The organism is Actinomadura sp. GC306 (genome assembly GCF_004348665.1).
Taxonomy (GTDB): Bacteria; Actinomycetota; Actinomycetes; order Streptosporangiales; family Streptosporangiaceae; genus Spirillospora.
On the sequence record NZ_SMKM01000440.1, the window covers coordinates 1 to 3,088 of the forward strand.

A 3,088-nucleotide genomic window follows, 5' to 3' on the forward strand; every position below is an offset into this window, starting at 1 on the left:
CTGCTGGACAAGTCGACGCTGGTGGTCGGGGTCCGGCCGGACCTGCCGGGGCTCGGGCAGCGGCTTCCAGACGGGCGGTTCGAGGGCTTCGACGTCGACGTCGCGCAGTACGTGGCGGAGCGGCTCGGCAAGCGGGTCACGTTCGTCCAGGCGCTGGCGGCCGACCGGATCCCGCTGCTGACCTCGGGCAGGGCCGACCTGGTGCTCGCGACGCTGTCGGTCACGCCGGAGCGCAAGACGGAGATCGCGTTCGCCGGGCCCTACTTCGTCTCCTACCAGGACGTGCTCGTGTCGTCCGACATGCGCGGCGTCGACGACGTCCGCGACCTGAAAGGGCGCCGGTTCTGCTCCGTCGAGGGCGCGAACACGGCGGCGCGGCTGCTGGCGATCCACGGGATGACCGCCGACCTCGTCCCCGCCCGGGACTACGACGAGTGCATGACCAAGATCAAGGCGGACGAGCTCGACGCCATCACCACGAACGACGTCATCCTGGCGGGGCTCATCCGGCGGGAGGGCGGCGGGTTCCGGCTGGTCAACGCCCGGATCGGCGAGCAGAACACCGGGATCGGGCTGCGCCGGAACGACCCCGACGGGTGCGAGGCGCTGAACCGCGCCATCACGCAGATGTACCAGGACGGGACGGCCGGGAAGCTGGTGACCAAGTGGTTCGGCGGCACCCCCGGCCTGGACCTGTCCATCGTGGAGATCCCCCAGTTCGAGGGCTGCGACTGAACACGTTCACTTGCGGCGTGTTGCCCTTATGAGCGCGCCCATAAGGGCAACACGCCGCAAGTCAACGAGTCGCGGGCCGGTCGGCGGTTCAGCGGGCTAGACGGTCGTTTGCGCCAGGATGTGGTGCAGATCGTCGGCGCGGTCGCCGGTGATCGCGCCCTCCCGCTCGCGTGTGAAGATCTTGTCGTGCAGGTAGGCGACGTCCGCGCGGCGGGCCTCGGGCGTCGCATGCGGGCGGTCCAGGACGGTCGCGATCACGTTGTTGAGGTCGAGGCCCACGTCGTCGCGGATGTCCCCGTCCTCGACGCCCTCGTCCACGGCGAACCGGAGGCGGTGCAGTGTCTCCTGCAGGTCGGGCGCGGCCGGTGGCTTCGCTGTCCGTGACGGCGTGCTCTCGGGCGTCGGGGTGGGTGTCGGTGTTGGAGTGGGTGTGGTCGTGGGCCCGGGTGTGGGAGCGGCCGGGGTCGAGGAGGCCACGGGCGGCGCGGCGGCCCGGAGGGGGCGCAGGCGGTCGGGTGGGCTCTCCTCGCGCAGGGAGCCGCCGATCCCGAGGACCAGCGTGGCCGCGGCGACGATCGTGGCGAGGAGGCCCGCGAGTGCCAGCCAGGGCAGCCGGAAACCGGGGGCCGGGGGCAGTCGCTCGCTTCGCCAGCCGGTGTTGTCGTGGTCATTCGTTATGTCCGCACCGTCGTGAGGCCGGCGGAGAGGCCGCGGTCCCGCTCCCGGGTGAGGATCGCCCCCGTCGTCCTTGAGGAGCTCCACCAGCCGGTAGCGCTCCGTCAGCCGCAAGCCCGAATCCACGCGAACCAGTCCCTGTCGCATTCCCTGGCCGGGGCGCGGTCCCCGGCCCGCCAGGTGGTACGCGGGGTCCCGCGGGCGGGTTCGACGGGTTCCGGGCCGGATGCCGTGAAAGAGGGAGGGACCCGCGATGTAGGTGTTATGGGCCCCGGTGCGGAAGAATGGGGCCGGTCACGGCGAGGCGGGGGCATCGGAGAGGCGGGACGCTTTGAGCGGCGACATGCGGTTCACCGTCACGCGCACGCTGAGCAAGGACCAGCAGGCGCGGCGGGAACGCCTGATCGACTCGGCGCGGGAACTCGCGCTCGAAGGCGGCTACCCGGCCGTCACCATGCACGATGTCGCGGACCGCGCCGGGGTCGCGCGCGCCACCGTCTACCGCTACTTCGCCACCAAGGACCACCTGCTCACCGAGGTCGCGGCGGCCTGGGCGCACCGTGCGATCGACGACATCGGCACGGTCGAGATCGGCGGGACCCCGCTGGAGCGGCTCACCGCGCTGCTGGAGCGCATCGTGTACGTGGCGGCGGCCGAGCCGACGCTGACCTCGGCCATCATCCAGGCGGTGACCTCCGCCGACTCCAGCGTGGACGACGCGCGGACCGTCCTGTTCCTGTTCCTGCGGGACCGGCTCTCCACGGCGATCGGCGACCCGGTGCCCGAGCGGGACGACGTCGAGATCGTGCTCGGGCACGTCCTGCTGGCCGCGCTGGTCAGCCTGGCGTCGCTGCGGCAGCCGGCCGACGAGGTCGCCGCGATGGTCCGCACCGCGGGCCGGCTGGTGCTGGCCGGAGCGCTCGCCGCGACCGCCGCGCCGTAGGGCGTTGCGGCGCCCGCCGTGCGCCGCGGAGCGCCGCCGGCTCTCCATCAAGCGATTGACCGGCTGCCGGACCACCGCCTAGCTTGGGGCCATGACCAGCAGCGACGGTGCCCGGGAACGCATCATCGACGCGGCCACCCGGCTGTTCGCGGCCCTCGGCTACGACGGAACGTCCACCCGCATGATCGCCGAGGCGTCCGGGCTGAACGTGGCCACCGTCGCCTACCACGTGGGCGGCAAACGCGACCTGTACGTCGCCGTTGTGGAACGTGCCCACCGGCTCGAACGCGACGTCATGGCGAACGCGGTCGCCCAGATCGAGGACGCCGCCGGGATCCTCGCGCTCGTGGACCGGTACATCGACTTCTGCGCGGAGTACCCCGAGGTCCCCGCCCTGTGGATGCACCGGTGGCTGTCGGACGCCGCCGACGTCGCGCATCTGGAGGAGCACTACATCAGGCCGTTGCTGGACATGGTCGCCGCCGCCGCCCGCAAGGTCGTGCCCGACGGCGTGGACGTCGAGTACGTCATCTGGACGGTCGTCTGGTGCACCCATGGCTTCGGGTCGGGCGGCGTCCTCGACGCCGATGGAACGCGCCACGGCCTGAACGACCCGCGCGAGCTCGCCCGGTTCCGCACCCATGTGCGGCGCCTGGTCGCCACGGCGATCGGCCTGCCCGCCGATGCCGCCTGACCGCCCCGCCCTCCACCGAAGCACCGAGGACCCCCACGCCA

At 72.2% G+C, this 3,088-nt stretch carries 4 protein-coding genes; 3 read left to right on the top strand and 1 reads right to left on the bottom strand.

The window, feature by feature from the left end; all coding sequences use genetic code 11:
• Positions 1-735: transporter substrate-binding domain-containing protein (locus tag E1200_RS32310; protein WP_165950558.1), on the top strand; the 735-nt coding region annotated here is incomplete at its 5' end.
• A gap of 96 nt (positions 736-831) precedes the next feature.
• Here the strand turns inward: E1200_RS32310 and E1200_RS32315 are convergent.
• On the bottom strand, positions 832-1,524 hold the full coding sequence (locus E1200_RS32315; RefSeq protein ID WP_131956322.1) for a hypothetical protein: 693 nt from the start codon (positions 1,522-1,524) through the stop codon (positions 832-834).
• 217 nt (positions 1,525-1,741) lie between these two features.
• On the opposite strand from E1200_RS32315, the gene E1200_RS32320 reads away from it, so the two are divergent.
• Entirely contained in the window at positions 1,742-2,353 is a 612-nt protein-coding gene (locus tag E1200_RS32320) for a TetR/AcrR family transcriptional regulator (RefSeq protein ID WP_131956325.1), read from the top strand.
• 91 nt (positions 2,354-2,444) lie between these two features.
• Positions 2,445-3,047 (top strand): TetR/AcrR family transcriptional regulator, encoded by a 603-nt coding sequence (locus tag E1200_RS32325; protein WP_131956327.1) that lies wholly within the window; start codon positions 2,445-2,447, stop codon positions 3,045-3,047.
• Positions 3,048-3,088: the final 41 nt, after the last annotated feature.

What these genes read in the sequence shown, in the direction of transcription:
- E1200_RS32325 (WP_131956327.1), top strand. Translation starts at nt 2,445, where the DNA reads ATGACCAGCAGCGACGGTGCCCGGGAACGCATCATCGACGCGGCCACC.